This is a genomic window from Runella sp. CRIBMP, assembly GCF_009905605.1.
GTDB lineage: Bacteria > Bacteroidota > Bacteroidia > Cytophagales > Spirosomataceae > Runella.
In genome coordinates, this window is record NZ_JAAAKZ010000001.1 from 311,998 (window position 1) to 336,395 (window position 24,398).

Genomic DNA, 24,398 nt, shown 5'->3' on the forward strand with positions numbered 1-24,398 from the left:
GCGTATATGAGTTTTAGACAATTACTACTGCTTATGGGATTACAGAAACAGGGAAGAAGCACGGAAAAAGAGCGGTGTTTTGTGCGGGGTAGCTTCTACGGTTTCTTATGGTTGTTGGTTTTACAAATACCTTCTTTTGCCCAATCACAGTTTGTGCCACTCAACGATGACTACTATCATTTGATTGACCGTTTTGAAATTCGTCGGGGCCGCTTGTCCGAAGATTTTCATATTGGGGTGAAGCCATTTCAGCGCAAGGCGGTGGTGAGTCTATTAGACAGTATCGAGGCTGACCGTACCATGCCGCTCAACGACATAGACTATTTTAATCTTCATTATTTACGGCAGGATAACTGGGAGTGGTCTACTAACAAAACGCCAATGAGCCAAAAACGGTTTATGAAACGTTTCTACGAGCGGCCTTCTGATTTTTATTCTATTCAAAACAAGGATTTAGATTTGCATTTAAGCCCTGTCACGCATTTGATTTTAGGCGGAGAAAACAGCTCCAAAGATTATTTGTGGCTGACGGCACGGGGGGTGGAGATGCGAGGCGTTATTGGTAAAAAACTGGGTTTTTATACCTACGTTACCGATACGCAGGGAATGTTTGGTAAGTATGTACGAGATTATACCCTCAACGTTCGAGAAATCTATTTGGGCTATCCGCTGTATGTATTGCCCGGTGAAAGTTTTGTCAAAAGCATCCGCACGTATGGGGTAGATTTTATTTCGGCCAGAGGGTACATTACTTTCAATCCTATCAAACAAATCAATCTTCAATTTGGACACGATAAAAACGTGATGGGGAGCGGATACCGCTCTATGTTGCTCTCGGACTGGAGTTCGCCTTACTTATTCCTAAAAATGACGACACAGTTGGGGCGATTCCAGTATACCAACCTTTGGGCGAACATGCTCTACAACCAAGTGGGTCGGAGGCCCGAAGAGCCTATCAACAAAAAATTTGCCGCTATTCACCACCTCAGCATCAACTTATCCAAAAACATCAGCTTGGGTATCTATGAGGCAGAAGTATTTGGGAGAGAAAACAACACCTTTGACCTCAATTATCTCAATCCTATCATCTTTTACCGCTACCTCGAAACCTATTTGGGCAGTTCTGACAATGCTTTGCTAGGGGTGGATTTTCGTTGGAATTTTCTCAAACACTTTGGATTTTATAGCCAATTCATGTTGGATGAGTTCAAAACCTCCGAATATTTTGGAAAAAATGGTTCTTGGGGTAAAAAATATGCATTTCAGGCGGGTCTTAAATACGTGGATGCCTTGGGTATCAAGAACTTAGATTTACAGGCTGAATACAACGTGGCGCGCCCTTTTACTTATTCGCACAAAAATGGATTCAATAATTATGTGCATTATGATCAATCATTGGCGCACCCACTGGGGGCAAATTTTTGGGAAGTGGTGGGCTTACTCCGCTATCAGCCCACGCGCCGTTTGACGGTTTACGGCACGTTTACCTACTCTAAGCGAGGCGTAGATTCGGATTCATGGAATTATGGTGGCAATATTTATCGCCCCTACGATGACTTTCGGGCGCGGGACGTAGGCAATTTTATCGGCCAGGGAACGCCCGTCAACACCACTTTTGCCGACATGAGGATGTCGTATATGCTCAAACATAATTTTTTCATTGATGGTCGATTGATGGTACGTCAACAGGAGAGTCCGTTGGAATCCCAAAACTTGAGTACAACCTCGGCTACGTTTGGGATTCGACTCAATATCCCCTATCGCCAACAGGTATTTTAAGGGTTAATTGGCCGTAATCCAATCGTCGAACGGTTTTAAACCGTCCGACGATTATTTTTTTATTACTTTTGTGGCCATGTATAAGTGGCTCATCCTTCCGATTTTGTTTCGCTTTGATGCCGAGCAGGTGCATCATTTTGTGTGCGGAACCCTCCAATTCTTGTTTAAAATTCCAGGCGTTCCGCTTTTGTTCAGGCAATTATTTACCTACGAAGACCCTTCGCTGGAGCGGGAAGTTTTTGGCCTGAAGTTTAAAAATCCCGTAGGCTTGGCCGCTGGATTTGACAAAAATGCGGAGCTCGTAGAAGAAATGGCGTGTTTGGGCTTTGGCTTTGTTGAAATCGGGACCCTAACGCCTTTGCCCCAACCTGGAAATGATAAACCAAGGTTGTTTCGGTTGAAGCCCGACCGGGCGCTCATCAATCGCATGGGGTTCAATAATCAGGGAGCGGCGGCGGCGGCCAAACGACTGCGTCAACGTAAAACCAACATCCTGATTGGGGGAAATATTGGTAAAAATAAGCTAACGCCCAACGAAAATGCCCTCGATGATTACCTCAAATGTTTTGACGAGCTTTACGATACCGTTGACTATTTTGTAGTGAATGTAAGTTCGCCCAATACGCCTGGCCTGCGCGACTTACAAGAAAAAGAGCCTTTAACCAAGATTTTGTTGTCCTTAAAGAAAAGAAGTCTAGAATTGGAAAATCGGCAATCATCCGTAGTAGGAAAGGCCCCTAAACCCATTCTTCTTAAAATTGCTCCCGACTTGACGGATAGCCAATTAGACGATATCGTCGAGATTGTCACTACGTCAAAAATAGCCGGTGTTATTGCCACAAATACGACCATTAGTCGCGCAGATTTGGCAACCGATGGCGAAACCGTAAAAAAAATCGGAGCTGGTGGGCTAAGCGGAGCCCCATTGACACATCGTTCGACCGAAGTTATTCGTTATATTTGCGAGAAGTCAAATCACTCCTTTCCCGTCATTGGCGTAGGAGGGATTGGTTCACCAGAAGAAGCCCGCGAAAAATTGGATGCAGGAGCGAGTTTAGTGCAGATTTACACGGGTTTTATTTATGAAGGACCGGCCTTGGCCAAGCGGATTTGTAAATCCTTGAAATAGAGCTTCAATTTTACCCCATAAAAAGCGCTTGCGCATGAATACCCCCTACTTGAATACATCATCATGGATGATGCAGGGAACCCGTACGCACTGGCTGTCTTCGTTTTGATCGGTTTTTGATAGTTGCGCTCATTAACGATTCATTGATAAACATTAACCTTTTTTCATCGATGGCTAAGAATGTTATTCCTTCAACGCCCCAAAAGCGTGAGCGAAAAAGCACTGCCGGCAGCGATATGGGGCAACCGAACGCCCCGTTTAAGCAAATGCCTTCAGATCCGCGCAAACAAAAAATGTGGGGTTGGGCATTGGTGTTCTTGTCGCTGTACATGCTGGGCGCCTTTGTGTGGTATCTGTTTACGGGCGCGGCTGACCAAAGCGTGGTGGATTCTGCTTTTACCACTAAACTTCGCATCTCTTCCCAGGAGACTCAAAACGGAATGGGATTTTTTGGCCTGTTGCTTTCCCACTTTTTTATCTTTCGGTGGTTTGGGATAGCGGCTTTAGGGTTTCCGTTTTTGCTGTTTCTGATCGGTTTTAAAATTGCGCAAAAGCGTGAATTATTACCACTCCAACGCACCACACAACTCACCTTAGTGTACATTTTTTTGCTTAGTCTGTTTTTCGGATTTCTCGTTTTAAAAACGGATTCTGTGCGTTCGATGAGTTTTCTGTGCGGTGGAATCGGCTACGAAATCAATAGTTTAATGGACCATTACATCGGCTGGGGGAGCTTCTTTGTGGTCTTGGGAGGCTTCGGAACGGTGCTCGTTTATTTTCACGGCATTAATTCATTTGATGAATTGGCCGACCGATTTGAGAACCCCATCAAAAGAAGAGCAAGGCCTCTTGATTTAGAAGTGGTTTCGGAAGAAGATAAATATTCTGAACCAACCGTAGAAGACGAGGAGGAAGAAGTGGTGGCTCCCGCCGTTGCGCAGCCTAAAAAAGAAACCGTGACCGTTGAAGCTGAAAGAGCTAAAACGATTGAATTGAACGGGAACCTACCCAACGGAAAAGCAGCGGCCAAACCGGTCTCTGGTGGGTTGACGCTGATTGTTGAAAATGCAGATGAGATGACAGATGAGAAAAGCCCCGCGGATGAGATACCCGTTTCAGGAACAACCACAAAAATTCCCGTAGTACCCTTTGCGAATGCTGACCACTTAGCCAACGATTTGGTGGCCGAGCATGGGCCCTATGACCCAACGCTTGATTTGCCTAATTACCAATTCCCAACGCTTGATTTGTTGCATAATCGTGGTGAAGGGAGCTCAAAAGTAACGGCAGAAGAGTTGGAAGCCAACAAAGACCGGATTGTGGAAACGCTCGGTAACTATGGTATAAGTATTGCCAGCATCAAAGCAACGATTGGGCCGACCGTTACACTGTATGAGATTATTCCGGAAGCAGGGGTACGTATTTCCAAAATTAAAAGCTTAGAAGATGATATAGCATTGAGTTTGGCGGCGTTGGGGATTCGTATCATTGCGCCCATGCCCGGCAAAGGGACCATCGGAATCGAAGTGCCCAACAAAAACCGCGAAATGGTCTCTATTCGGTCGGTATTAGCAAGTAAGAAATTTCAGGAAAGTACGTTTGACTTGCCCGTTGCCTTGGGAAAAACCATTTCAAACGAGTTTTTTATCACAGATTTGGCCAAAATGCCTCACTTATTGATGGCGGGTGCCACAGGGCAGGGAAAATCAGTCGGATTGAATGTGTTATTGGCTTCGTTGATTTATAAAAAACACCCAGCGTTGCTAAAATTTGTGTTGGTGGACCCGAAAAAGGTGGAATTGACGTTGTTTAACAAAATTGAACGGCATTTTTTGGCCAAGCTTCCCAACAGCGAAGAAGCCATCATTACGGATACCAAAAAAGTGGTTCATACGCTCAATTCCCTCTGTATTGAGATGGACAATCGCTACAATTTGTTGAAAGAAGCGGGCGTTCGCAACGTCAAAGAGTACAACGCTAAGTTTACGCAAAGGCAGTTGAGTCCCGAGCGCGGGCATTGTTTTCTGCCTTATATTGTGCTGGTTATCGACGAGTTGGCTGATTTGATGATGACCGCTGGCAAAGAAGTAGAGCAGCCCATTGCGCGTTTGGCGCAGTTGGCGCGGGCCATCGGCATTCACTTGGTAGTTGCTACGCAACGCCCTTCCGTTAATGTGATTACGGGTTTGATTAAAGCCAACTTCCCCGCACGTTTGTCTTTTAGAGTTACCTCAAAAATAGATTCTCGCACCATTCTGGATACGGGCGGAGCTGAGCAACTGGTGGGTATGGGAGACATGCTGCTTTCGTCGGGCTCAGACATGATTCGTTTACAATGTGCATTTGCCGATACCGACGAAATTGATGAAGTGTGTGATTTTATCGGAAACCAACGCGGTTATCCGTCGGCTTACAACCTGCCTGAATTCAGCGGAGACGATGAAGAAACCGACCGCGAAGCCGTTGACTTGGCCGACCGTGATTCTATGTTTGATGAGGCTGCGCGAGTTATCGTTATCAGTCAGCAGGGAAGTACATCGTTGATTCAGCGCAAGCTTAAACTGGGCTACAACCGCGCGGGGCGCATCATGGACCAACTGGAAGCGGCGGGTATTGTGGGGCCTTTTGAGGGAAGCAAAGCGCGTGAAGTACTCATTACTGATATTGCATCGTTGGAACAAATGCTCAAAAACTTTTAATTGAAGAAAGTATAAGCCAGCCTTTGACGTTTTCATCGAACAGCACGTAGCTGTTTGTAAAGGTTTTGTCGCTTGTTAACGGACTTGTGGTAACTTTGCAACGTATATTTTGTTATTACGGTACAGTTTTTAAACCATCAAAAGGAAAAACTGTCTAAAAAGAGTAATTAAACCTACGACAATGAGAAAATTTTTGGTTATAGCATCGCTCTTTGCGACTACGCTCCTCCAAGCCCAAAATGACAAACGTGCCACCGCTATCTTAGACGCGATGAGCAATAAGTACAAAACAATGACCTCGTTCAAGGTTGCCTTCACGTATACCAATGAAGGCTCCAAAGAAACCCTGAAAGGGGACGCGACCGTAAAAGGAACGAAGTTTCGGTTGAAAATGGCTGGTCAAGAAATTTTTAATGATGGCAAGGTGATGACCACCTACATCAAAGAAAGCAACGAAGCGACCATCAATACCTACGATCCTAAAGAAGTGGGCGACATTGACCCGACGAAGGTGTATACCATCTACAAAAAAGGCTACAAATACGTGTTTATCGAAGAAGTCACCGAAAGCGGACGCGTGTATGAAGTAGTAGAGCTTTCGCCCGAAAAGAAAGAAAGTAAGGTGTCTAAAGTCCAGATTAAAGTAGACAAAAAAGACAAATCCGTCAGGAGTTGGAAAGTAATCCAGCGCAGCGGACAGCGCCTGACGTTTAAAGTAGATAAGCTTACGCCCAATGTAAAGGTGGAAGATAAATTCTTCGCTTTTGATCCTGCCCAATTCAAAGGGGTAGAGGTAATTGACCTTCGATAAGTCAGAATTATTTCTTACAAAAATAACATCGGGGAGTTATTTCAACTTCCCGATGCCTCCATCTACGCCAATTATCTGCCCCGTTACCCAGCTTGCTTCGTCAGAAAGCAGCCACTTGGCAGCCGATGCTACGTCATCAGGAGTGCCAACGCGCCCCAGTGGATGTCGCTTGGCCGAGGCTTCCCGTTTTTCATCGCTTGAAAGCAAACCGCTCGCCAAAGGCGTATCAGTGAGTGAAGGTGCCAAGGCATTGCAGCGAATTTTGGCTGCTGCAAATTCTGCCGCCAACGAACGCGTGAGTCCTTCAATCGCCCCCTTGGAAGTAGCGATTGACGCGTGAAATCCCATACCAGTCTGTACCGCTACCGTGCTAAAAAGTACAATAGATGCGCCGTTTGCTTTACGCAATCTGCCCAAATTGGCTTGCAAAACGGCCACCGCGCCCAACACATTGATTTGAAAATCGGCTTGAAAATCGGCCGTCGAAAAGCGCTGAAAGGGCTTGAGCGAAATCGTGCCCGGAGCATACACAATGCCGTGGAGTATATCTGGCAAGACATCAAAAATACCCGTGGCTGGTTGGGTTACGTCCCAAGTGATGTGTTGACTTTTTAGATTTTCGGGGGCTGTTCGCGAAGCGGTAAAAAGCACAGCTCCTTCGGTTTCCAATGTTTTGGCAAGGGCGTACCCAATGCCTGAACTTGCCCCAACAATCAAAATATTCTTTCCCTGAAATGACATAGTAGGTTTACGTTTGTCATTTTAACCAAATGTGTACGAAGAGTGTTTAAAAGACTGTTGCGAAAAAGTTTGATTACGCGAAGCTATCCATCCCGAAATGATATCATATACGTGCTTGGTAAGCAACACGGCACTTCCGAATTTACGGTTTTCGGGCCGGTAGCCGCAGGAGGCAGCGTTGCCAGATACGTGTATGCCCACGACCATGAATCGGCCTTGGTGCTCAATCCATATTGGTGAGCCGCTGTTTCGTTGGGTCGTGGTGAATGAATGGATAAGGCAGTGTTTCGTAACCTCAATGACTCGGCCTTCTTCCCTCCACATCTCAAAATCAGCCTTGTCGATGGGGTAGCCTGCAATGTGAATGGGGCTGTTTTCGGTCAAATTTTCGGCTACTAAGTAGTTCTCGTTCCAATCAAAGTGCCCTCCCATCTGCTGATAAACGGCGTCCGTATCCAACATTATTGCGCCAAAATCGTCTTTAACGTAACAATTTGGATTTTTGTAGTCAGGAATTGAGTGGATTTTAAACGTGAAGGGGGGAATGTCTACCCAATAGATATGCGGTGGTAACACCGCATTGATGAAGGGATACACCTTAAAATGACTGATGCGTGATTCTGTTTCATTCAGCGAATGTCCCGCCGTAATGATGACATTTTTGTCAACCAAAAAGCCCGTCGAGCGACTGACGTAGGGCAGAGGGTTTCCTTCAAAGTCGACGCGAAAAATTTCTAAAAGGCATATATATCGGTAGGGAGCAAACCCCGAATTTTCAACCCGTAAACGATTCATAATTGTAAGGTATTTGCCGCAAAGTGAGGCAAACCGATTAGTGAACTGATAACAACAAGCGGTTTTGCTAATCAGTTCACTAAAAAATCATGCCTGGGCCAAAGATTATCAGGCAGTTGCCCATTTCTTTTCAGGTTGAGCGGCATGATCTTTGCGAATATCGAACCAAACAAACAGACCGGTAATAATAGTGGCAAGCACAAAATACGTACTGAGCACGAGCGTGATCCAAGGCAAGGACTGGCCGATGCCGAACCAATCGGTGGTATAGATCAACCAGAGCCCGATGCTGTTTTTGAGCCCTTCCCATGCCAAAGCGTACGGGTTGCGGTCCATGAGTTCGGTATAGGCAAATACGCTCAGGAAGATGAAGCCGCCGTATACAAAAATATTGGGCGTGCCGATTTTGGCAATGTTCAGAAAAAAATAATTGATGAGGGCAAACGTAAACAAAAACTGAACCCACGTCCAAACTAAAAGGGTAGTGGAGGCTTTGGTAGCGTATTTTTCAAAATGGTAAGGGTCATCAATTTTAGAAACGGGGTATTTTTCCTCAACATCAGCTGGGCGCCAACCTGTGGGCATAAACCAAATACGAAGTTTATCCCGCCAACTGTTGGTGCGGTAAGCATCCTTAATGAGCAGCCATAGGTGTTGGAAATTGATTTTAATGGGATTCCACGTTTGGGCTGGTCGTGTAATGCCGTAAACGGGCGGAACGTGGGGTAATTCTTTCTGAAATGTTCCAAAAAGTTTATCCCAAATGATAAAGATTTGTCCGTGGTTTTTATCCAAATATTCGGGATTGATGGCATGATGCACGCGGTGGTGTGAAGGCGTGACGATGATGTGTTCTAAAAAGCCCATTTTATTGATATACACGGTATGATACCAGAACTGGGCAAAAAGATGCAAAGGGGCAACAATGGAAATGACCGTGGGCGAAACGCCCAACAACGCAGCTGGGAGCAAAAAAATGGTAAACAAACTGACAAACGACGAGATGCTTTGCCGGAGCGCACAGGCCAAATCAAATTCTTCGCTGCTGTGATGGATGGCGTGTTTGTTCCAAAAAAAGTTGATTTCGTGACTCATACGGTGAACCCAATAGCCCGAAAAATCAAGCGCGATGAACGCCACGGCGTAAGTGGCAATCGTGGACTGAATGGTATAAATGGCCCAGTGTTCGACCATCCAACCGTACGTTAAAATAGAAACACTCAGCCCCAACACATCCTTAATGATATTAGTATAGCCTGAGCTCATGCTGGAGAGCATATCCATGGTGCGGAAAGGCTGTTTTTTGACCGCCCAACCGTAGATTTTTTCCAGTAAAACTAACCCCAAAAAAATGGGCATGGCAATGAGCAAAATTCTTCCGTAGGTTTCCATTCGTATTGTGCTTCAAAGGTAGTAGGCAAGCATACTGTTTTAGTGGTACAAAGGTAAAAATAATTTAATTTTATCAGTAATTGATTGTGCTATTCATGGATAAATACCTCAGTGCATAAAAGTCAAAACTCTTTATGGGGTTTTACCGTATATTATTAAAACGTATATTTTTTTACGATGAAGCTATTATACTTACAAAAGTCCATTCAAATTTTTAGTTTTTCATTGTTGCTGTTTTGTGCGGGTTCGCACGTCGTTATAGCCCAAAAGCTCAAAAAATTGACTGGGACGGTTTTGGATGCAGAAACCGCTCAACCACTAGCGGGAGCATCTGTTAATACGGGACCGAATGAGGGGGTAATAACCGACATCAATGGTGTTTTTAGTTTGCTTATTCCTGAAAACACTCAGAAAGTTAAAATTTCCTTCGTGGGTTTTCAGACTACCGAAGTAACTATCGGCAATCAAGCCAATGTGACTGTTTATCTGAAACCAGGTAAATTATTAGACGAGGTCATCGTCACTGCGTTGGGCGTGGAGCGTGAGTCTAAGAACTTGGGTTTTGCGGTGCAACAGGTGGATGCCCGTGAAATCAGCAAGGTAAAATCCACCAATTTTCTGGATAATTTGGCTGGACGAGTAGCGGGGTTAAACATCACGGCCGGAACCACGGGTGTGGGCTCTTCGACCAAGATTACCATTCGGGGCGAGTCTTCGTTTACCAATTCCAACCCTTTGTTTGTGGTAGATGGAATTCCTATCAACAATAACACCATCGTAAATAATGTCAACGACGATGCCGCTGGTTTTCAGGAAGTTGACTTTGGCAACGGTGCCATGGACATCAACCCCGACGACATCGATAAAGTAACGGTGCTCAAAGGACCGGCCGCCGCCGCCCTGTACGGAACACGGGCATCCAACGGGGTCATCATCATTAAGACCAAAACAGGAGGAACTCAAAAAGGCATCGGCGTGTCGTTCAACTCAACCAACTATGCCGAAACGGCCTTCAAACTACCCGTTTTTCAGAACGGATATGGCGTGGGCAACAGTGGCAAGTTTGCGTTCAAAGACGGCTTGGGCGGAGGTGTCAATGATAATATCACCTACAGTTATGGGCCAAAACTCGACGCCGGGCTTTTGATTCCGCAGTTTGACAGCCCCGTTACCTTGCCCGATGGGCGAGTGGTGCGCGGCGGTGATTTGGCGATTCACGGCGGGTTGCCCATTACGCCGACGCCGTTTGTGTCTCACCCCAACAACGTCAAAGATTTTTATAAAACAGGCTATACCCGTATTAATAATCTGGCCTTTACGGCAGGCAATGACAAAAACAACGCACGCCTCTCATTAACTGATTTAGCCAGCCAATCCATTATTCCGGGCGTGGATCTGAAGCGTAAAACCGTTTCAGCCGCTTTTACCTTCAGCCCGACTTCGTCGCTGAAAATCCTGTCGACCCTCAATTATGTGAATACGGGCAGCAAAAATCGTCCCGCGACCAAATACGGCTCCGAAAACACCAACTATGCCATGGTGGGTTGGTTGGGAAGGTCTACCGATATAAACTCATTAAAAGAGTATTGGCAGCCGGGACTGGAAAATGTGCAGCAGTATTCGTACAACTACACGTTTTTCGACAATCCCTATTTTACATTACTCGAAAACCGCAACGCGTTCAACCGCGATCGGTTATTTGGAAATGTATCCTTGAAATATGATTTCACCAAAGAACTTTCGCTGACAGTACGGACGGGCATGGATTACCAAAACGAAGATCGCACGTTCAGAAGAGCGTTCAGTTCCAATCGTTTTAAAACGGGAGCGTATGCGGAGCAAAACGTTTTTTATCGGGAAATAAACTCCGATTTTCTGGCAAATTATTCTAAAACGCTCAGCGATTTTTCGGTAGATGTATCGGTGGGAGGCAATCAAATGAACCGCAAAGCCAACTTGGAGCAGATACAGGCTCTGTCGCTGGCGCAACCGGGCGTGTATTCGTTGGCGAATGCTTCGTCGCCGTTGGAATACTTTCAAAATGCGGATAACAAACGCATCAACAGCCTGTACGGCATTGCCAAATTCGGGTTTAAAAATATGCTGTTTGTGGATATTACGGGCCGTAATGATTGGTCGAGCGCGTTGGCTACGGCTACTTCGGTGGCCAATACGTCGTTTTTTTATCCGTCGGTTTCGGCGGGGTTTGTGGTTTCCAACGCCATCAAATTGCCCGAAATTATTTCTTTTCTGAAAGTCCGAGCGAGTTACGCGCAGGTGGGCAATGACACCAATCCGTTCCAGACCAACGGAACTTTTACGTCGCGTACGCCCGTGGGTGGGTTGCCGAGTTTCAGTGACCAAAATTTTATTCCCAATGCCAATCTCAAGCCCGAGAGCATCACGTCTGTGGAATTTGGAACCGATGTGCGTTTTTTCAACGACCGCCTGAAGTTGGATGTGACCTATTTTAACTCGTTAAATAAAAATCAGATCCTCTCGCTGCCGATTGCGGTTTCATCGGGATATGTACAGCAAAATGTCAACGGCGGTGCGGTTCGGAGCAAAGGTTTGGAAGCCATCGCAGATATTACTCCGGTGCGCGGGCGGCGTTTTAAATGGAATACGTTGATCAATTTTACCGCTTATCGCAATCGGGTAGAATCATTGCCTGAGCAGGTCAAGACCATTACGTTGGCTTACAATCGCGTGTATGATATTGTCAATCAGACGGTTTGGTACCAGGTGCAGGAAGGTGGACGAATGGGTGATATGTGGGGAACGGGCTATCTGAAAAACGCCAATGGCGACTTTGTGATCAACAAAACGGGCGGGTACATTGCGGATAACACCTTGAAAAAGTTGGGTAATTACAATCCTGATTTTATGGTGGGTTTCAATAACAATTTCACCTATAAAAACATCAACGCTGCGTTTTTGGTCGATTGGCGGCAGGGCGGGATTTTGGTATCGCGCACGTTGGCGCTGGCAGCTGTGGGTGGCCAATTGATCGAAACCGCTGACCGTCCTGAGACGGGTATTGTGGCCAAAGGCGTGGTGAATACCGGAACCACCGAAAGTCCCGTCTATCAACCCAATACCGTGGCGGTGTCGGCCGAAACGTATTATCGTCAGTATTATGACCGCAATCACGAAGAAAATAATACCTACAATGCGTCGTATGTGAAACTGAGAGAAGTGCAATTGGGCTACCAACTGCCCGCTTCTGCGTTGGGAAAGCACATTCAATCCATCAGTGTTTCGTTGGTAGCGCGGAATGTGTTTGCCATCAGCGATATGCGCCATTTTGACCCCGAGCAAACGGCCTTTCAGGGACAGAAATTTTTGTCGGGCGTGGAAGATATGAGTTATCCTACCTCGCGCAGCTTGGGCGTTAAATTGAGTTTGACCTTCTAAATCATCGACGTTTTTGTTGTACAAATGCATCCAATCATGAAAAAATATATCGCTCATTTCTCAGTCATCGTGTTGGTGATGTTGGGAAGTTGCACCAATGATTTTGAAAAGATCAACGTTAATCCCGTAGCGCCCGTAGACGTGCAGCCTGAGCTGTTGTTTCGTAAAGTGCTCTTCGATTTCGCTGACCAAATGTCGTACGAAGGTTTTGTGGCGGGCAATCTGCTGGGGCAATTATTCACCGCCATTGATTTCAATTTATTCGACCGTCACAGCCTTACCGAAGCGCAATACGGCGGAAATCCCTGGGCGTTTCTGTACGAAAATCTCCGCGACAACGAGATATTACTCACCAAATCCCGCTCCAATCCGGCGTATGCGGTCTACGAAGGCCCGGCCCTGATCTACAAAGCGTACCTGACCGGCGTGCTGACGGACTTGTACGGCGATGTGCCTTACAGTCAGTCGTTGAAAGGAAAAGAGGGAAATGTAACACCCGTATACGACGCACAACGGGATATTTATCTGGGCAAAGACGGCATCATTGAAAACCTTACGAAAGCCGTCAGTGTCATCAGTGCTTACAAAGGGGCGCAGGCGTTGCAGGGAGATATTATTTTTGGAGGTAACCTGTCAGCCTGGCGAAAGTTGGCCAATTCACTGAAGTTCAAGTACCTGATGAGAGTGTCGGCGCAGGAGAATGTGGCTGCCGAATTGGCGAAAATTTACGCCGGCGGAGACTACATCAAGTTGCCTTCCGAAAACGCGGTGTACCAATTTACGGCCTCGCAGCCCAATAACTTTCGCATGTCCACGGCGCGCGTTGGTGACTTTAACCTCTTTATCATGTCAGAAACAGTCGAAGAGATTTTGACAAAACTGAATGACCCGCGTAAGCAGGTTTTCTTTCGGCCCACGGCCAATAATGCCAACGTCTACAAAGGATTGCTCAACGGGCCGGATGCTTCCAAACTCTCCATTTCGGTCGGAAATTATTCCTTTGCGGGACGTATCTTTCGGGAAGAGGCGGGCAGGCTCAAAGCCAATTTTCTAACAAGTTTTGAAGTCAATTTCCTGATGGCCGAAGCCGCCGAAAAGGGTTTTATTACCGCCGACGCCAAACAACTTTACGAAACGGGCGTAACCCAAGCCTTTGAGTATTGGGGAACTACATTGCCCGATACTTATCTCAAAACCACCCCGGCGGCCTATAGACTGAACGGGGCCAATCCTGTAGAACAGATCATTACACAAAAATGGTTGGCCAACATTATCAACGGCTACGAAGGTTGGATCGAGTACCGACGGACGGGTTTTCCAAAACTGAAAACCATCTCAGCGAGTTTGAATCAAAACCTGATTCCGGTGCGATTGCCTTATCCTACCACCGAAGATGCTCTGAATAATGCTAATTTTAGAACGGCCGCGTCCAAAACCAATAACAACAGTGTAAATTCGCCCGTTTGGTGGGATAAATAATTTTGTATGGATGCAATTACGTGGCAGTGGGTGATTATGATCGGGTCGAGTCTCCTGTTGTTTGTGGTCTCACCGCTGACGAGTAAAACCAACGATTTTTTTAAGGGAAGCAAAGATAATGTACCGCCCAATTCGCTGTGGCTGACGAGCAGTTTGGTCATTTCGTGGCTCTTTGCCAAATCCATTACCAACGCCGCCGATTTGGGCTATGCCTTTGGAATCGTGGGTGGAGTGGCCTACGCGGGGTATTACCTTTCGTTTATGGTAGCGGGCGTGCTAATCTACCAAATGCGGATCAAAGGGCAATTTCGCAGTATCCATCATTTTTTGGAAACGCGCTACGGGGAAGTGGCGGTAGGGCTGTTTTCGTTGTTGATCGGCTTTCGACTCATCAACGAGATTTGGTCCAACACCATCATTATCGGCACTTATTTCGGCGAGCAGGGGAGCATTCCGTATTTTTCGTCCATTGCGGTGTTTACGATTTTGACGTTGGCCTACACGCTCAAAGGCGGGATGCGGAGTTCGATTTTTACCGATATGATTCACTTGGTGCTGTTTATGGTACTTTTGGTGTTCATTTTGGCCGTGCTGATTCCCCAAACGCCCGGCGGCATTGCGGCTTTGGCAAGCAAAGGCGAATGGAAAATGAGTCAGGGCGTCAACTTATTGTGCGTAGCGTTGCTTCAATCGTTGAGTTATCCTTTCCACGACCCCATCATGACCGACCGGGGCTTTATTACGCCGCCCCGCACTACGTTGGTTTCTTTTGCGATGGCGACGGTAATTGGTGTTGTCTGCATCATTCTGTTCAGTTTTGTCGGCATTTTTGGTTCCATGAAAGGTCTGCCCGCGCCCGCCACGGTGGAAGTCGCCAAACTGTTTGGTTTGCCCATGATGCTGATGATGAATTCCATCATGGTGACCTCGGCGGCCTCTACGATTGATTCAACCTTTTCGTCGTCTACTAAGCTCATTCATTTGGACTTGCTCAAAGAAAAAGGAATCAGTGTGCGCAAAGGGCGCATCACGATGGTGCTGTGCGCTTTGTTCGGAACATTGCCCGTATTTCTGAATCCCGAAATTCTTTCGGCCACGACCATTAGCGGCACGATGGTGCTGGGATTGGCGCCTATCTTTCTGTTTTGGTGGATAAAAGCTCCGAAATGGTCTTTTTACGGCTCGGTCCTGTTTGGCATTGCGTGCGGACTAACCACCATTTTTGTCAAAGATGTTCATTGGATTCAATTTTCCGACGGCAAATACGCCGACCTGCTCAGCATTAACGTCGTCGGAACAATAGGTTGTTTTACCTTGTTTTTTATACCTGTTCTGTTTAAAAGAAAGTGACGCCTGAAACGCAACATATCGGTACCCTGCGCGGAAAAGTCCTGATCTTTGGGGGTGTTTACTCCAATTATCAGGCGTTGGAAGAATTGTATCAATGGGCAACGAAGGAAAATATTCCCGCGCAAAACATCATTTGCACGGGCGATATTGCCGGCTACTGCGCCTCGCCCGTCGAGTGCCTGGATTTTCTGGAAGACTGGGGCATTCGGGCGATTCAGGGAAACGTAGAACAAAATCTGCTCAACGGCACCGACGACTGTGGTTGTAATTTTTCCGAAGGCAGTCGGTGTGATTTTTTTGCCAAACAGTGGTTTCCGTACACCGCCGTTCGGATGACCCGACGTAACCTGAACTACCTCGCAACGTTACCCCTTTTCCTTGATTTTGAATACGCCCAAAAACGCGTAAAGGTGCTGCACGGCTCGATGCAAAATATCTCGGAATTTGTGTTTAAATCCACGCCGTGGGAAGTAAAAGCGGCCAATTTTGAAACGGCAAAAGCGGATGTCATTCTGGCGGGACACTGCGGATTGCCGTTTGCAGATGCCCAAGATGATAAATTGTGGCTCAACGCCGGCGTGATCGGAATGCCCGCCAACGACGGCACACCCCGCGTGTGGTACGTCATGTTGGACGATGCCAACGATACCTTTTCGTACGAATTCAGAAGTTTTGAGTACGATGCCGGCGAAGCCAACCAACTCATGATGGAAAACGGCTTGCCCTATTCCTATTCCGAAACCCTCCTAACGGGCCTCTGGGACAACTGCGATATCCTGCCCGACGAAGAAACGGCTTTGCAGGGCGTGGCTATTGAGTTGTAGAAGTGGTTGTTATCTCATAAACTGATATAGTTTTGTCTGATTTCTGAATGAATAAACTTGTTTCAATAAAGTATTCATCAACCTTTAAATTGGTGTCTTGAAATATAATTTGTCCATCCAATTCGATTATTGCTATACCTATTTTGCCTGAATGAGCAATTATTGAGTTCAGATTTTTATTGTAATAAATCTTCAAATCTGAAATGTCTAATCCAATAATCGGTATTTGCTTTTCCAATACAGCATTTTCTCCATCAATTTTGTAAAAATGGATTTGACAAGGTGAATCTGCTGTTGAATTTTCATCTTCTTCGGTAAATGGATTGTATGCAATTGCCACCGTTTCACCATCTATCCAACAAACCGCTCTATTTTCATGCTCCCAAGCATCGATTTTAACATCTGCTATTCTGTTGCTTCTAATAAAGTGTTCAATATCATAGACATTATAAGCGTCAGAAGAGCCCCAAACCCAACCGGCACTTAAAAATCTCTTATTATCCGGGGAAACGAGCAATTTTCCGAAAAAATAGTCGTACGGACGAGGCCATGGCTCTTCGTCATCTACGCTGAACGCCTTATAAAACTCAATATGTTTTTCTTCTGCATTTTCTTCAATTAGCGACTTAGCCGCTGTAAGAATCTGTCGTGTATCAAGGTTCATTATTTGGACATGATTCCAAGCCGCTCCATAAATAATATGTGGAACTCCTATTTCATTCTTAAACAAAGCAATTGGGTAACAGGAAATATCTGCGTGATAATCTTTCCGCCATAAATGTAGTGCGCGGTATTTTTCAGGGTAGTGGATATAGCCATGTCTTTTATAGTCATTAACCACAACTACGATTGTACCTAATGTGTAGATAGTTGATTGCGCTGTTATATCGAAGCCACCATCACTATAAAGATCACTTTTTACTGAAAACAGATATTGCCCGTTTTTCTCATTGATTTTATACCTAATCACACCACCCGAACTCATTAATAAAATCAATTCTTCTCTATTCGATACAGTTGCCGAGATAATGGTCTCGTTAGTATCAAATGTTATTTCGTGAACTTTGTTTATTTTCATCTGTATATAGAAAAATTATCCGTGTTTCCTTTTTCCGTGCTCCGAGCATCCTCACTCTTTCCCCAACTGCTTCAACCGCCCCTGATAAGCCTGCCAATAATTTCTTTTGGTAGTTTCGTTGAGGAATGAAGCAGCAATCATTTTTTCAACCGCTTCGGAGCGGGATAGCAATGCCGTAAGCAGATGGCTAAACAGGATTTCACTGATACCGGTCTGTGCTACTGAAAACATAATTACATCAAAAAGAGCATTTAAAGGCACTATTTGATGTAAATGCCTTGCATTTGGCGAGATATACGCCCAAATAGTGTATTATATGGCACTTATGGGAAGAAATTATTGTCCAACATTAATATTCAGGTTAGGTAATTCAACCTGTAATGTCACTTTGGCTTTTAGTGCAGTAAAAACTCTGAGTAAAGTGTCCATTGTGGCATTATTGGCGTTACTTTCAAGTCGGGAAATTTGCGCTTTTTGCACACCGATAAGTTTCCCTAATTCTTCTTGTGTCAAGTTTCTTTCCCGGCGTATTTGCTTAATGGCTTTGCCAACGATGTCCATTTGAAGTTCATACTCAAATAGGTCACGTTCGGGTGTTCCGATTTTTCCAATTAAGGTATCCTGCACTTGATCTAAGGTGTATGTTTTCATTTTTTCTTTATTTTTAATTCTTTCTCTTTCAGATAGTTAAGAAAATTTTGAAACCTAAATCATTAACAAATCAACGGAGTTTTGCACCGAGTTACACAGAAATGCACTAAAAACTCAGTGCACCTCCGTGTTTTATCACTCCGTGATACTCCGTGGTTTAAAGAATACCACTCAAAAACAAAAAAATCGGTACCGAAGCCATCCGATACCGATTTGTCTGTCAAGCTGCAAACAACTTATTTGGCTACTTCTCCGCCACACGAACTGCCAGCTCCCGCCGTACATCCATAACAATGCTGGTTGATGATGATGGAGCGTTGGGTCAACGCCTCCATGTCAAAATCCCGCAGGTGCTTGGCTTTTCCTGCTACTTTCAGGTCCAGCATTTGATTAAAATCGCAATCGTATAAGTACCCATCCCAACCGATAGACAGCGTTGTGCGGCACATGACGTTGGCCGCCGCTGTCGGATTGAAGGAGTTGACGAGTTTTTCCATGTATTCACTGTAATTGCCGCTCACCAACAGATAATCCAAAAAGCGACTGATGGGAATGTTGGTGATGCAAAACAAATGATTGAATTCAATACCGTATTTTGCCTTCAACGCCCGTTTGAATTCCTTTTCCATGCCTGCCTGTCCGCTCGGCAGAAAAGCCCCCGCCGGGTTGTAGACCAAATTAAGCGTCAGGCCGCTGCCTTCCTGCCCGTAGCCGACGGCATTGAGCATTTGGAGCGCTTTGATGGAATCTTCAAAGACGCCATCGCCGCGCTGCGAATCGGTGCGGGTGGCGGTATAAAACGGCAACGACGAAGCCACTTCAATGCGGTGTTGCTTAAAAAAATCGGGTAAATCGTGGTATTTCTTATTGGCCAAAATAATGGTCAGGTTACACCGAACGATGATGTTGATGTCATTGTCGATGGCCCTGATTTGCTCAATAAACCACCGAAAATGCGGATTCATCTCAGGTGCCCCGCCCGTGAGGTCGATGGTCTTGAATTTATGTTTTTGCAGGACACCCAAACACAACTGCATGGTTTCTTGCGTCATGATTTCCTTACGGTCTGGTCCAGCATCTACGTGGCAATGCTTACATACCTGATTGCACATTTTCCCCATGTTGACTTGAAAAATGTCGATTTCGGTGGGCTTCAGCGGAAAAAGGCCAATAGGTTCTAGCTTCTCACGAAAAGACGGAAGGTGTTTTCCCAAAGTTAGGCGGTCGTTTAACACCTCCAATTGAAACGCAGATTCGCCCAGTTCGTGCTTTCGGGCTTTCAGTGATTTGACAGGATTCATATTATGGGCAGGAGTCAGGAGCGAGAAGTGAGGAGTCAGAAGTTTTTTATACTCACTTCTGACTCCTCACTTCTGACTTCTCGCTCCTCATTTTACATTGTTAGTTCTTTTGCTTTGTTGATCATTTGGGTGCTGTGTACCAGGGTAATTCCCGCTGCCATTACGGCCCCTACGTGAACCGCCTCCATCATTTCGTCTTCTGAGCAGCCTTTTTCGAGCGTATCGGTCGTGTAAGCGTCAATGCAATACGGGCATTTGAGTACGTGAGCCACGGCAAGTGCAATCAACGATTTTTCGCGGGAGGTGAGTGCCCCTTCGGCAAATACGTCGCCGTAGTACTTAAAAAAATCGTTGGCCAAATCTTTCGCCCCAAAGGCCCCGATACTACCAAATTTCTTGAGGTCTTCGGAATTGTAATACGTCGACATAAAGCGAGAATGTTTATGGTTATCTATAATTACGTAAATATAGCAATGTTAGATTTGGACCGTTGTACATAAATTTAAGATGTTCGGGGCAGTGTGTGTATTTATAACTATCTTTCGTAGGGTTTTGTCTTTTAATAGGGTAAAAAAGATACGGATAGAGACATTGAAATGTAGCTTTTGGTAAGCAGCTATAATTATCCCAAAAGTGTAGCAAAGCCCGCCACGTGACGAGCCGACGGGAATCAATGAGCTTATTATGTAATGTTTTTCCGTAAAAAATGGTTATTTAAGCAGAAGTAATTTTAAGTATGAATAAAAGAAAAAAAAACAGCGAGGTAAAAAACAAAAAAACTCGCTCCCAAAAAAAGATTGTTACTTTTTTGGACGAATTCAAATCAGAGATTGCCGCTTTTTTTGAAATCAATAACGAACAGCCATTTGAACTGCAACAGCTTCACGACCATTTTGATGCCGATGACCATAAAATGCAGTTGATTCTGAATGGTTTACTCGATGAGCTTATTGAAGAAGGACGCATCAAACGTACGCCAGAAGGTTTGTACGTATCCAACGTAAGTGCCAATGTGCTGATTGGAAAAGTAGAACACGTCAACAAAAACTACGCGTTTATTGTCATGGATTCGCCGTTGCCCGAAGGCTCCAAACTTTCGGAAAATGCCGACGTGTGGGTGGACTCCGATGATTTGCGCGGAGCCATTGATGGCGATACAGTACGTATTACGCTGTTCAGCGATTATCGCAGCGGTCGTCGTCGTGAAGGACGCGTAGAAGAGGTCATTGCCCGGGGAAAAACAGAATTTGTGGGTGAAATCGAACTGTGGCCGAAGTACGGCATTGTGGCTTTAGACAACCGCCGGATGTATGAAGATGTGTACATTCCTGAAAATAAGCTTAAAGGGGCACAGGATGGCGATAAAGTACTCATCCACCTGACCCAGTACGCCACGCGCTCGCGCCGCATGGAAGGAGAAGTAGTAGAAGTGCTCGGAAAAGCAGGTTCGCACGAAACCGAAATGCACGCCATTTTGGCGGAATTTGGCTTGCCGATTCGCTTTAGCGAAGAACTCGAAGCCGAGGCCAACGCAATTCCCGATACCATTTCTGCCGAAGAGATAGGGCGTCGCCGAGATATGCGCGATATAACGACCTTTACCATTGACCCTGCCGACGCCAAAGACTTTGATGATGCACTTTCGGTGCGGTTTTTAGACAACGGAAACTATGAAATCGGCATCCATATCGCCGACGTGACGCATTATGTGCGCCCTGGAACAGCCTTGGAACAGGAAGCCTACGCACGCGCCACGTCGGTCTATCTGGTGGATAGAACCGTGCCCATGTTGCCCGAAAAACTTTCCAACAATCTCTGCTCACTACGCCCTAACGAAGATAAACTCACGTTTTCGGTGGTGGTTGAAATGTCACCAGAAGCTAAGATAAAACACGAGTGGTTTGGACGTACGGTGATTCATTCCGACAAACGATTCTCGTACGAAGAAGCGCAGGAAATCTTGGAAATGCAGGCTGCCGCCGATAAAGCCGCCACAGAAGAGGGATTCGTTGACCTTTCTGCGCCGTTGCCGTATGCCAAAGAATTGACGCTTTTGAACACATTGGCGCATAAACTTCGAGCAGACCGATTTGCCAAAGGAGCGGTTAATTTTGAAACTGTTGAAGTGAAATTTCGATTGGATGAAGCAGGAAAACCACTCGGAATTTATACCAAAGTGCGCAAAGATGCGCACAAGCTCATCGAAGAGTTTATGCTTTTGGCCAACCGACGAGTACCTGAATTCATTTATCAAAAATCAAAAGACAAAGGCCATCCAAACACCATGGTATATCGGGTTCACGAAGAGCCTGATATGGAAAAATTGCGCATATTTGCCGCTTTTGCGGGGCGTTTGGGTTATAAAATGAAATTTGAGAATGAAAAACTTGCCGCCCAGTCGCTGAACCAGTTGATGGAAGACCTTGAAGGAAAGCCCGAACAAAATGCGCTCGAACAGTTGGCAATTCGGACCATGGCCAAGGCCCGTTATGGCACCGAGGACGCGGGGCACTTTGGGTTGGCGTTTAAGCGGTATTCGCACTTTACGTCGCCCATTCGACGCTATCCGGATATGATGGCGCATCGTTTGTTGCAACATTATCTGGATGGAAAGCCCTCTCCCGACCGTGCCGAACTTGAGCCGGCCTGTAAGCATTCCTCGGCGCGGGAGCAATTGGCCGCCAATGCCGAGCGTGCGAGTATCAAGTACAAACAAGTGGAGTTTATGGCTTCCATGGAGCCAGACCGTGTTTGGAATGGTATCATTACGGGTGTGACTGAATTCGGGATTTTTGTGGAAATCACCGACACCGCGTCTGAAGGACTGGTGAGGATGAATGACCTCAACGACGATTATTACGAACTCGATAAAGAAAACTACCGCTTGGTAGGGCAGCGCACCAAAAAGTTTTACACTTTTGGTGATGCCGTAAAAGTAAAGGTCAAAGAGACCAATATTTCGCGTAGAAGCATGGATTTGGTGTTGGCCGATGCCAACCCAACGCGCAGTACTTCATCGTTTAAAAATACCACCGAACGGAGTCGTCAACGCAGCGCTGGCTCATCGCCTAAAGATAAAGGCGCCCGCCGAAAACGCAGATAGTAGTCCGTTGGAAGCTATTGATAACCAATAGCTTCCAACTATTTTACTTCTATCCGAATACTTACTTCTTTTTGCGGTTTGCAAAACCAATCTCCTTGGCAGCGTAGGTAATAAGTGGTGGTCACTTGGGGATAAAATCGGCGCTCATTGCGGGCCGAATAGCTGAAGCGTTGGACTAATTCTTTTGAATTTCCATCGGTTTGTGAAAACCATTCCAATGGTCCTTGAGCTCCATCAACCACGGGACATCCTGAAAAATAGAGAATTGTTTCCTCCCCTTTTCCAACCGTAGTAGTAGAAGCGGTGAGGGTAGGTGTGGGAACGTTGCAGGTAGCACATTCCTTTTCACGCACAACGATGTATTCAACGTTGGGGGCAAAATCGGCGGCTTTGAAAAAATAACGCGACGACCAGCTGGCCGTGCCGGCATTTTCCAAAATGACACGCTGTGTATCAAAAGCAGGCGTTGTCGAAAGGCTTACCTCGGCGCACTTAACTTCGTTGAGTAAACCTGAATAGCCTTTGCGGAGGGCTAATTTGTACTCGCGGGCGGTGGGCAGGGTCACGTAGCCTGAATCTTCTTTGACGGTGATTTCGTACGGAAAAGGGTAAAGCGTATCGGGCTTTGGTAAGTCACGATCTACGTCATCCTGGTAGCCTTTATCCGTAAAACGAATCAATGCCCGGGTAGCCTGACGGTCGGAGGTGACGCCTTTGGGTCCTTCCCAAACGATTTTGAACTTTCGTGAAATAACATTTTTATAGGAAAACGGGCGTTTTACCAACTCACACGGATTGGTAATTCCGCCTCGGTAAAAAACGCCGTAAACGATGGTGCCGTAGTAAAGGCTGTCTTTGGGGTTATAAAAACCCCGTTCGGGGTTGGTTTCTTCCAAAAAAGAAACGGGTTGGTCGGGCAGACATTTTCCCGTTGTTGCCTGATTGTCGTTGGTTCTCTCGGCTTTGGGCAATATCAAATCGCATCCCGTCAGGGCGGCAATGCTCAGCCACATTCCTACTTTTAGCCACTGTTTCATCTCCCCGAAATAGATAATGGTTTTTACAAATATACGGTGATTTTATCCAAAACGTTTTCCGTGGGTTTAATACAGATTTTGTATCTTTGAAAAATAGCTCCAATAATTGATTCGTCGCACTTTTTAACCTTCCTCACCATGAAATGGGCGTATAGTTTGCAACAAAAATTAAAAATTGCCGTGCTATTGACGGTTATTTTTGGATTGTTATTTGTCAAAAATCTGCTTGATAAACAAAGTTTTACGGAGTTAGGAGAGGCGTTTTCTACGGTTTATGAGGACCGACTGCTCGCAGAAAGCTACATTTATAAATTCTATCATCACTTATCAGATAAGAAGATAGTCATTGATGGCTGTGTGGCGTATGAGGATGTAAATCGGATTAAAGGGCAACTTTCTCGACACAATGAGGCGATTAATGCGCTGATTCATGAATTTGAAAAAACCAAGCTAACGCCTGCGGAGGAGGTTATTTTCAGCAAATTCAAATCTCACGTGGCCGAAGACTTGCGCTTGGAAAAGCGTTATTTTTACCAAAACGATGGGGTAGCCGACATCGTAAACGCCAAAAAAGTGTTGAATAAGTCGTTTTATGTGATGTCAAATGACCTGAATTTGCTGTCCAATATTCAAATTTCAGAAGGAGAAAAAGTGGCAAATAGCTCGCGACAAATCGTTCTTGGCTCGGCTTCTCAAAACCGATTTGAACTGTCTTTGCTGATTGTGCTGGGATTATTGGTCCACGTATTGATTTTTGCTTCAAAATCTACGTTTCCAAAAACGCCGCAAAATCCGTCATTAAACTAAAATAT

The 24,398-nt window shown here is 45.7% G+C and carries 19 protein-coding genes; 10 read left to right on the plus strand and 9 right to left on the minus strand.

Annotated features, from left to right (window positions below; genetic code table 11):
- Positions 1-33: 33 nt before the first annotated feature.
- The 4 genes from GVN20_RS01375 (at position 34) to GVN20_RS01390 (ending at position 6,418) form a co-directional block, all read left to right on the plus strand.
- On the plus strand, positions 34-1,779 hold the full coding sequence (locus GVN20_RS01375) for a hypothetical protein (RefSeq protein ID WP_229598940.1): 1,746 nt from the start codon (positions 34-36) through the stop codon (positions 1,777-1,779).
- Positions 1,780-1,855: 76 nt separating this feature from the next.
- Positions 1,856-2,908, plus strand: coding sequence for a quinone-dependent dihydroorotate dehydrogenase (locus tag GVN20_RS01380; protein ID WP_166556618.1), 1,053 nt, complete (start codon positions 1,856-1,858; stop codon positions 2,906-2,908).
- 170 nt (positions 2,909-3,078) lie between these two features.
- A complete protein-coding gene (locus tag GVN20_RS01385; protein WP_166556619.1) occupies positions 3,079-5,607 on the plus strand; it encodes a DNA translocase FtsK in 2,529 nt (842 codons plus the stop codon).
- A gap of 181 nt (positions 5,608-5,788) precedes the next feature.
- A complete protein-coding gene (locus GVN20_RS01390; protein ID WP_166556620.1) occupies positions 5,789-6,418 on the plus strand; it encodes an outer membrane lipoprotein carrier protein LolA in 630 nt (209 codons plus the stop codon).
- 36 nt (positions 6,419-6,454) lie between these two features.
- Here the strand turns inward: GVN20_RS01390 and GVN20_RS01395 are convergent, their stop codons facing one another.
- The 3 genes from GVN20_RS01395 to GVN20_RS01405 all read right to left on the minus strand — a co-directional run bounded on the left by GVN20_RS01395 (position 6,455) and on the right by GVN20_RS01405 (position 9,346).
- Positions 6,455-7,159 carry an SDR family NAD(P)-dependent oxidoreductase gene (locus GVN20_RS01395; protein ID WP_166556621.1) on the minus strand — a complete coding sequence of 235 codons (705 nt, stop codon included), beginning with the start codon at positions 7,157-7,159 and terminating at the stop codon, positions 6,455-6,457.
- Positions 7,160-7,180: 21 nt separating this feature from the next.
- Positions 7,181-7,954, minus strand: coding sequence for a serine protease (locus GVN20_RS01400; protein WP_166556622.1), 774 nt, complete (start codon positions 7,952-7,954; stop codon positions 7,181-7,183).
- A 108-nt stretch (positions 7,955-8,062) separates the two neighbouring features.
- Positions 8,063-9,346: a sterol desaturase family protein gene (locus tag GVN20_RS01405; protein ID WP_166556623.1), complete on the minus strand. Its 1,284-nt coding sequence runs from the start codon at positions 9,344-9,346 to the stop codon at positions 8,063-8,065.
- A gap of 177 nt (positions 9,347-9,523) precedes the next feature.
- Between GVN20_RS01405 and GVN20_RS01410 the strand changes: the two genes are divergently transcribed.
- From GVN20_RS01410 to GVN20_RS01425, 4 genes are read left to right on the plus strand one after another with little or no spacing between them, the layout of a single operon-like run.
- Positions 9,524-12,763, plus strand: a complete 3,240-nt coding sequence (locus GVN20_RS01410; protein ID WP_166556624.1) for a SusC/RagA family TonB-linked outer membrane protein — start codon at positions 9,524-9,526, stop codon at positions 12,761-12,763.
- Between the two features lie 36 nt (positions 12,764-12,799).
- Positions 12,800-14,242 carry a SusD/RagB family nutrient-binding outer membrane lipoprotein gene (locus tag GVN20_RS01415; RefSeq protein ID WP_166556625.1) on the plus strand — a complete coding sequence of 481 codons (1,443 nt, stop codon included), beginning with the start codon at positions 12,800-12,802 and terminating at the stop codon, positions 14,240-14,242.
- Positions 14,243-14,248: 6 nt separating this feature from the next.
- The gene (locus tag GVN20_RS01420; RefSeq protein WP_166556626.1) at positions 14,249-15,592 is read left to right on the plus strand and encodes a sodium:solute symporter; all 1,344 of its coding nucleotides are present in this window, start codon (positions 14,249-14,251) and stop codon (positions 15,590-15,592) included.
- On the plus strand, positions 15,589-16,416 hold the full coding sequence (locus GVN20_RS01425) for a metallophosphoesterase (RefSeq protein WP_166556627.1): 828 nt from the start codon (positions 15,589-15,591) through the stop codon (positions 16,414-16,416). The genes GVN20_RS01420 and GVN20_RS01425 overlap by 4 nt, the downstream gene beginning before the upstream one ends.
- On the opposite strand, the gene GVN20_RS01430 is transcribed toward GVN20_RS01425, so the two are convergent.
- The 5 genes from GVN20_RS01430 to GVN20_RS01450 all read right to left on the minus strand — a co-directional run bounded on the left by GVN20_RS01430 (position 16,403) and on the right by GVN20_RS01450 (position 19,874).
- Entirely contained in the window at positions 16,403-17,494 is a 1,092-nt protein-coding gene (locus GVN20_RS01430) for a hypothetical protein (RefSeq protein ID WP_166556628.1), read from the minus strand. The two genes, GVN20_RS01425 and GVN20_RS01430, sit on opposite strands and share 14 nt — an antisense overlap.
- Before the next feature lie 51 nt (positions 17,495-17,545).
- The gene (locus GVN20_RS01435) at positions 17,546-17,725 is read right to left on the minus strand and encodes a hypothetical protein (protein WP_206023174.1); all 180 of its coding nucleotides are present in this window, start codon (positions 17,723-17,725) and stop codon (positions 17,546-17,548) included.
- Between the two features lie 105 nt (positions 17,726-17,830).
- Positions 17,831-18,145, minus strand: a complete 315-nt coding sequence (locus GVN20_RS01440; protein WP_206023175.1) for a helix-turn-helix domain-containing protein — start codon at positions 18,143-18,145, stop codon at positions 17,831-17,833.
- Positions 18,146-18,381: 236 nt separating this feature from the next.
- The gene (arsS, locus tag GVN20_RS01445; RefSeq protein ID WP_166556629.1) at positions 18,382-19,446 is read right to left on the minus strand and encodes an arsenosugar biosynthesis radical SAM (seleno)protein ArsS; all 1,065 of its coding nucleotides are present in this window, start codon (positions 19,444-19,446) and stop codon (positions 18,382-18,384) included.
- A gap of 92 nt (positions 19,447-19,538) precedes the next feature.
- The gene (locus GVN20_RS01450) at positions 19,539-19,874 is read right to left on the minus strand and encodes an arsenosugar biosynthesis-associated peroxidase-like protein (RefSeq protein WP_114463701.1); all 336 of its coding nucleotides are present in this window, start codon (positions 19,872-19,874) and stop codon (positions 19,539-19,541) included.
- A gap of 308 nt (positions 19,875-20,182) precedes the next feature.
- On the opposite strand from GVN20_RS01450, the gene rnr reads away from it, so the two are divergent.
- Positions 20,183-22,549, plus strand: coding sequence for a ribonuclease R (gene rnr / locus GVN20_RS01455; protein ID WP_166556630.1), 2,367 nt, complete (start codon positions 20,183-20,185; stop codon positions 22,547-22,549).
- Between the two features lie 38 nt (positions 22,550-22,587).
- Here rnr and GVN20_RS01460 read toward each other — a convergent pair whose 3' ends face one another.
- Entirely contained in the window at positions 22,588-23,586 is a 999-nt protein-coding gene (locus GVN20_RS01460) for a hypothetical protein (RefSeq protein WP_166556631.1), read from the minus strand.
- Positions 23,587-23,724: 138 nt separating this feature from the next.
- Between GVN20_RS01460 and GVN20_RS01465 the strand changes: the two genes are divergently transcribed.
- Positions 23,725-24,393, plus strand: coding sequence for an MCP four helix bundle domain-containing protein (locus GVN20_RS01465; protein WP_166556632.1), 669 nt, complete (start codon positions 23,725-23,727; stop codon positions 24,391-24,393).
- Positions 24,394-24,398 lie beyond the last annotated feature (5 nt).

Excerpts from the sequence above, each read along its gene's own strand:
- GVN20_RS01375 (WP_229598940.1), top strand. The coding sequence starts at position 34 with ATGGGATTACAGAAACAGGGAAGAAGCACGGAAAAAGAGCGGTGTTTT.
- GVN20_RS01380 (WP_166556618.1), top strand. The coding sequence starts at position 1,856 with ATGTATAAGTGGCTCATCCTTCCGATTTTGTTTCGCTTTGATGCCGAG.
- GVN20_RS01385 (WP_166556619.1), top strand. The coding sequence starts at position 3,079 with ATGGCTAAGAATGTTATTCCTTCAACGCCCCAAAAGCGTGAGCGAAAA.
- GVN20_RS01390 (WP_166556620.1), top strand. The coding sequence starts at position 5,789 with ATGAGAAAATTTTTGGTTATAGCATCGCTCTTTGCGACTACGCTCCTC.
- GVN20_RS01395 (WP_166556621.1), bottom strand. The coding sequence starts at position 7,159 with ATGTCATTTCAGGGAAAGAATATTTTGATTGTTGGGGCAAGTTCAGGC.
- GVN20_RS01400 (WP_166556622.1), bottom strand. The coding sequence starts at position 7,954 with ATGAATCGTTTACGGGTTGAAAATTCGGGGTTTGCTCCCTACCGATAT.
- GVN20_RS01405 (WP_166556623.1), bottom strand. The coding sequence starts at position 9,346 with ATGGAAACCTACGGAAGAATTTTGCTCATTGCCATGCCCATTTTTTTG.
- GVN20_RS01410 (WP_166556624.1), top strand. The coding sequence starts at position 9,524 with ATGAAGCTATTATACTTACAAAAGTCCATTCAAATTTTTAGTTTTTCA.
- GVN20_RS01415 (WP_166556625.1), top strand. The coding sequence starts at position 12,800 with ATGAAAAAATATATCGCTCATTTCTCAGTCATCGTGTTGGTGATGTTG.
- GVN20_RS01420 (WP_166556626.1), top strand. The coding sequence starts at position 14,249 with ATGGATGCAATTACGTGGCAGTGGGTGATTATGATCGGGTCGAGTCTC.
- GVN20_RS01430 (WP_166556628.1), bottom strand. The coding sequence starts at position 17,494 with ATGAAAATAAACAAAGTTCACGAAATAACATTTGATACTAACGAGACC.
- GVN20_RS01435 (WP_206023174.1), bottom strand. The coding sequence starts at position 17,725 with ATGTTTTCAGTAGCACAGACCGGTATCAGTGAAATCCTGTTTAGCCAT.
- GVN20_RS01440 (WP_206023175.1), bottom strand. The coding sequence starts at position 18,145 with ATGAAAACATACACCTTAGATCAAGTGCAGGATACCTTAATTGGAAAA.
- arsS (WP_166556629.1), bottom strand. The coding sequence starts at position 19,446 with ATGAATCCTGTCAAATCACTGAAAGCCCGAAAGCACGAACTGGGCGAA.
- GVN20_RS01450 (WP_114463701.1), bottom strand. The coding sequence starts at position 19,874 with ATGTCGACGTATTACAATTCCGAAGACCTCAAGAAATTTGGTAGTATC.
- rnr (WP_166556630.1), top strand. The coding sequence starts at position 20,183 with ATGAATAAAAGAAAAAAAAACAGCGAGGTAAAAAACAAAAAAACTCGC.
- GVN20_RS01460 (WP_166556631.1), bottom strand. The coding sequence starts at position 23,586 with ATGAAACAGTGGCTAAAAGTAGGAATGTGGCTGAGCATTGCCGCCCTG.
- GVN20_RS01465 (WP_166556632.1), top strand. The coding sequence starts at position 23,725 with ATGAAATGGGCGTATAGTTTGCAACAAAAATTAAAAATTGCCGTGCTA.